Raw genomic sequence first — 3,794 nt, 5'->3', positions numbered from 1 at the left:
GATACCCCAAAAATTAGGGCAGTAAGTTTAATCATTAAATTTACTGAATATGACACGAAGAAAGTTTACCCCGAAGTTCAAGACCAAGGTGGTATTGGAAGCCTTGAAAGAGCGGCATAGCCTTGCCGAACTTGCCCAGAAGTACGAGATACACCCGACCCAGATCAGCGCATGGAAGCGCGATTTCCTCGATGGGGCCGAGCAGGTGTTCGAATCGGGCAAGAAGGATGCCCGCAGCGAGACCGAAAGGGAGAAGGACAAACTTCTAAAGGCCATAGGCCAGTTGAAGGTCGAGAACGATTTTTTAAAGGACGCCTTGCGCTGAGACCACTCTCCGAACGCAGAAAAATGATACGCAAGGGTCATTCCAAGATGAGCATTGTAAAACAATGCGAAACATTGTCGGTCCATCGTTCCGGGCTGTACTATAAGCCCAGGGGCGAGACCGAACTGAACCTGAAGCTCATGCGGGAGATGGACGAACATTATCTCCACCACCCTTTCAAAGGGGCCAAGCGGATGCACATCTGGCTGACCAAAGACAAAGGCTATAAAGTGAGCAGGAACCGGATCGAACGGCTCTATTACAAGGTAATGGGGCTTAGGGCGGTACTTCCGGGAAAGCACACCTCCCGAAGGTGCAAGGACCACAAAACGTATCCCTACCTGCTACGCAACCTGACAGTTGACAGGCCCAATCAGGTATGGGCAACCGACATCACCTATATCCCCATGCAACAGGGATATCTCTACCTGGTGGCCATCATCGACCTGCACAGCCGCTATGTCCTGAACTGGAGCGTGTCCAATTCCATGGATGCCCAATGGTGCAGGGAAACATTGGAAGAGGCCATAGGTGAGCACGGGACACCTGAGATCCTCAATACGGACCAGGGGAGCCAGTTCACCGCCGAGGAGTTCGCCAATTATGTTTTGGGCCAGGGAATACGCCTGAGCATGGACGGTAAGGGAAGGGCCACGGACAATGCCTTTATCGAAAGGCTATGGAGGAATGTAAAATACGAGAAGATATACCTGAACCCTCCAAGGGACGGTATGGACCTTTATCTGTTATTGGCAGAGTACTTTGATTATTACAACCATGAAAGAAGACACCAGTCCATCGACTATGAAAGACCTATCGATCTATTTAAGAGAGCGGCTTGAATTATATTAGTTTTGTAGAGAAACTGTCCTAAAGATCGGGGTATCTACATGGCAAACAAATCGTTCTCTATGGATATTCAGGTTGTGGAAAGTCAACATTACTTTTCAATAAATTAAATCAAGTTTATGAAAAAGAAATTATTACCAGATGTATGAAAGGTATGACATTAGAAAACTTGATTGCCGATGGTTTTGACAAATTAGAAAAGTATGTTACTAATGAAAAATCTAAAAGCACATTTTCAATAAATCCTAAGGTTACCTTAGAATATCAAGACATTAAAGGGTCCTTTTCAATAATTGATTTTAGCAAAGAAAAAGTTAAGGCTAAAAACCAGATTCTACCACCACAATTGACCGTTAGTAAACTAGGTGAATTCTTTGGAGAATCAAATTGCTGTTGGGTTCTTGAGGATTTTCATAAAATAGAGGGTGACGAAAAAACACGCGTTTCCCAAATAATGAAAATTTTCATGGACATGTCACATGATTACCCTGATTTAAAGATTATAGCTATTGGTGCTGTTGGTACAGCAAGAGAAGTGGTTCAATATGATCATGAAATGAATAATCGAATCTCGGAAATTCATATACCTCCCATGGAACCAGATGAGATAAAATCTATAATAAAGTCAGGGGAAAAACTCCTTAACATTTATTTTTCAGAAGAGGATAAAAACAAAATTGCAGAATATTCTTGTGGAATACCTGCTATATGCCATCAACTATGTCTAAACATGTGCTTTTCTAATCAAATTTTTCAAACGGTTAAAAAAAGAAGCTCATTTGAACCTGATGAATTAGATATTGCCATTGAAAAATTCATCTCCGAAAGATCAGATTCTTTAAAAGCCGAATATGATTTAGCAATAAAAAGTTCAAGATTAATGAAAACCAATGATGTGAAAATAATATTGAAAGCTGCTCTATCAACAAATCAGAATGAATTTAATATTGACCAAATTCAAGCTCAGTTAAAAACCAAGGTTAGCGAGGATGTGTTGACAAAAAGATTACACGAATTAAGTTCGGTAAAAAGAGGAGAGATTTTGATATTTAGTGAGTCATCAGGAAACTATAGGTTTAATAATCTCTTTATAAAAAATTATGCTTTAATGAACCTAAGTAGAAGGGGTGATGAACAGGAGCTAATTGTCCTTAAAGAACAAAAATCTATAGATCGCCTTTTAGAAATTATTCATCAGGATTTGTCAGAAGAATTTGATAAGATACACTTTGAAGATTTAGATTAAGAAGGGGCAATTTAGATATTTTTTACAGTCTCACACCAGGGTCTGTAAATTAAACTCTGTCCGATCCATCAATCCCTCTGGGGCTAGCCCCAGAGGGATTGGGATTTAATTCCAAGGGAATCCTCTCCCCAAATTTAATATAAAGTTGCTGGACCACCAGGCTCCAATTCTGCAGGGGCGATGTCCATTTCTTCTCGATGTTCCTGGTGGCCAGGTAGACCAGCTTGAGCAGGGCCATATCGTTTGTAAAGGCCCCTTTGGTCTTGGTGACCTTGCGTACCTGGCGGTGGAAGCCCTCCACGGCATTGGTGGTATAGATCAGTTTGCGGATGGGCGGGGTGTATTGGAAGTACTGGGAGAGCTCTTCCCAGTTGTTCTGCCAGGATTCAATGACCACGGGATATTTGCCTCCCCATTTTTCGCCCAGGGCCAGGAGTCCGTCCTCGGCCACCTCCTTACTGGTGGCCCGGTATACCTCTTTGAGGTCCCGCATGAACTCCTTTTGGTCCTTTGAGGCAATATACCTGAGGGAATTGCGTATCTGGTGTACAATGCACTTCTGTACCTGGGTCTTTGGGAATATGCTGAGTATGGCCTCGGTAAAGCCCTTCAGGTTATCGGTACAGGCAATAAGGATGTCCTGCAGTCCACGGTTGTTCAGGTCGGTCAGCACCTGGAGCCAGAAGTTGGCACCCTCGCTCTCGGAGATGTACATGCCCAAAACTTCCTTATATCCCTCCTTGTTGATGCCAAGTATGTTATAAAGGGCCTTGTGCTCGATCTTCCCATCGACCTTTACCTTGTAGTGCATGGCATCCAGCCACACGATGCAATAGAGGGGCTCCAGGGGACGGTTCTGCCACGCCTTTACATCGGGGACGATCCGATCGGTGATCTGGCTTAAGACCGTATGGGAGATCTCCGTATCGTACATCTCCTTGATATGGGACGAGATGTCGCGGTAACTCATCCCAAGGCCGTAGAGCCCGATGATCTTCTCCGAGAGATTGTCCGCCAGGATGGTCTGGCGTTTCTTCACAAGTTCCGGCTCAAAGCTGCTCTGGCGGTCCTGCGGGGTATCGATGTCGAAGGTCCCAAAACCACTTTTCAGCGTCTTTTTTCCCTTGCCATTGCGTTTGTTGCCCTTGGTGCGCTCACCCTCGTCCAGATGGCCGTCCATCTCCGCCTCAAGGGCCTTCTCGATCACATTCTTCAGCATGGGGGCAAAGGCGCCTCCCTCACCGAAAAGGTTCTTGCCCGACATGAACTGCTCGAGCACCTTCTTTTCAAATTCTGTCTGTTCTTTCTTTGTCATGGTACTGTCTGAATAAAATTAATACTTCTAATCTTTTTCAGACAGAGTTCAGTTTACAG

4 protein-coding genes are annotated in these 3,794 nt (G+C 44.4%); 3 read left to right on the top strand and 1 reads right to left on the bottom strand.

What is annotated here, in order from left to right:
* Window positions 1-49: 49 nt before the first annotated feature.
* The 3 genes from EO132_RS03210 to EO132_RS03200 all read left to right on the top strand — a co-directional run bounded on the left by EO132_RS03210 (window position 50) and on the right by EO132_RS03200 (window position 2,420).
* A complete protein-coding gene (locus EO132_RS03210; protein WP_072882405.1) occupies window positions 50-325 on the top strand; it encodes a transposase in 276 nt (91 codons plus the stop codon).
* A 23-nt stretch (window positions 326-348) separates the two neighbouring features.
* On the top strand, window positions 349-1,167 hold the full coding sequence (locus EO132_RS03205; protein WP_127136440.1) for an IS3 family transposase: 819 nt from the start codon (window positions 349-351) through the stop codon (window positions 1,165-1,167).
* A 161-nt stretch (window positions 1,168-1,328) separates the two neighbouring features.
* Window positions 1,329-2,420: a hypothetical protein gene (locus EO132_RS03200; RefSeq protein ID WP_205780306.1), complete on the top strand. Its 1,092-nt coding sequence runs from the start codon at window positions 1,329-1,331 to the stop codon at window positions 2,418-2,420.
* A gap of 49 nt (window positions 2,421-2,469) precedes the next feature.
* Here the strand turns inward: EO132_RS03200 and EO132_RS03195 are convergent, their stop codons facing one another.
* Window positions 2,470-3,735, bottom strand: a complete 1,266-nt coding sequence (locus tag EO132_RS03195; RefSeq protein WP_127136011.1) for an IS256 family transposase — start codon at window positions 3,733-3,735, stop codon at window positions 2,470-2,472.
* Between the last annotated feature and the right edge of the window lie 59 nt (window positions 3,736-3,794).

Source organism: Flagellimonas oceanensis, assembly GCF_003992595.1.
Classification (GTDB): Bacteria; Bacteroidota; Bacteroidia; order Flavobacteriales; family Flavobacteriaceae; genus Flagellimonas; species Flagellimonas oceanensis.
The sequence above is the reverse complement of the archived record's forward strand: the minus strand, read 5'-3'. Positions and strand labels throughout refer to the sequence as shown.

Bases quoted from the DNA above. Each gene is read 5' to 3' on its own strand.
- EO132_RS03210 (WP_072882405.1), top strand. From the start codon at position 50: ATGACACGAAGAAAGTTTACCCCGAAGTTCAAGACCAAGGTGGTATTG.
- EO132_RS03205 (WP_127136440.1), top strand. From the start codon at position 349: ATGATACGCAAGGGTCATTCCAAGATGAGCATTGTAAAACAATGCGAA.
- EO132_RS03200 (WP_205780306.1), top strand. From the start codon at position 1,329: ATGACATTAGAAAACTTGATTGCCGATGGTTTTGACAAATTAGAAAAG.
- EO132_RS03195 (WP_127136011.1), bottom strand. From the start codon at position 3,735: ATGACAAAGAAAGAACAGACAGAATTTGAAAAGAAGGTGCTCGAGCAG.